Annotated in this window: 2 protein-coding genes; both read left to right on the top strand. The window is 47.7% G+C overall.

Translation table 11 applies throughout. From position 1 onward, the window contains the following. The first annotated feature begins 116 nt into the window (after window positions 1-116). Entirely contained in the window at window positions 117-443 is a 327-nt protein-coding gene (locus B7X71_RS17460) for a hypothetical protein (protein WP_293601674.1), read from the top strand. 28 nt (window positions 444-471) lie between these two features. Continuing rightward, the coding region (gene ttcA, locus B7X71_RS17455) for a tRNA 2-thiocytidine(32) synthetase TtcA (RefSeq protein ID WP_293601673.1) at window positions 472-1,141 on the top strand (670 nt) is incomplete at its 3' end.

Here is a 1,141-nt window from a genome sequence, read left to right as displayed (position 1 = left end):
AGCAGTTATGTCAAATTGTCCTTACCCTAAATGATACTGGCAATGCGGGTTCAACAAGCGTAGAAGCCGCCCATTCGCCGGGTGGCCCAAAGGGATCGGGCCAAAGGGACGGGCCAATGAAACAAGTTGGCGTCCCTGTTGCAGGAAGGAGCGGCGGGGTGAATTACGATCAGGTTTTTGATTCAGCAATCGAGCGTCTGCACTCCGAAGGTCGCTATCGCGTTTTCATCGATATCCTGCGCAACAAGGGCGCATACCCCAACGCGCGCTGCTTTGCCGGGCACAACGGGCCAAAGCCGATCACTGTCTGGTGCTCGAACGACTACCTCGCCATGGGCCAGCACCCCAAGGTGATCGCGGCGTGTGTGAGTACCGCTAAGCCAGATGTGTATCCAGATTGTCACTCAGTAGGTGTCGAAGTATTTCGGATGAAGCAGGCTTAAAGAAATTTCAGAGAATAATTTAGTAGCTATGAGTGATATTCGCAAAGTCGTCTTCGAAGAAAACAAGCTTGAGAAAAAGCTCTGCCGTTTAGTCGGCCAAGCTATTGGCGACTTTGGCATGATCGAAGATGGCGACAAAGTGATGGTATGTTTGTCAGGCGGCAAAGATAGTTATGCCATGCTCGATATTTTATTGAAGCTGCGTGAACGTGCCCCAATTAATTTTGAAATTGTTGCTGTTAATTTAGATCAAAAGCAGCCAGGATTTCCGGCAGAAATTTTGCCCAACTATTTAAAAGCTTTGGGTGTTCAGTACCATATTGAAAACCAAGATACCTATAGCATCGTCAAGCGTGTAGTTCCAGAAGGAAAAACTACTTGCGGTCTTTGCTCTCGATTGCGTCGTGGCATTTTGTATCGCGTAGCAGATGAGTTGGGTGCTACCAAGATTGCTTTAGGCCATCACCGTGATGACATCTTAGAGACATTAATGCTCAATATGTTCTTTGCTGGAAAGCTCAAAGGCATGCCGCCAAAATTGCGATCTGATGATGGCAAGCATATTGTCATTCGTCCGCTAGCTTACGTCCCAGAAAAACTACTAGAGCGCTATGCTGTAGACATGAACTTTCCGATCATTCCCTGTAATTTATGCGGAAGTCAGCCAAACTTACAACGGGGCGCCATGAAGGAAATGC

This window comes from Polynucleobacter sp. 39-46-10 (assembly GCF_002282275.1).
Note: the sequence above shows the minus strand (reverse complement) of the source record. Positions and strands in the feature narration are given on the sequence as shown.

Excerpts from the sequence above, each read along its gene's own strand:
- B7X71_RS17460 (WP_293601674.1), top strand. The coding sequence starts at position 117 with ATGAAACAAGTTGGCGTCCCTGTTGCAGGAAGGAGCGGCGGGGTGAAT.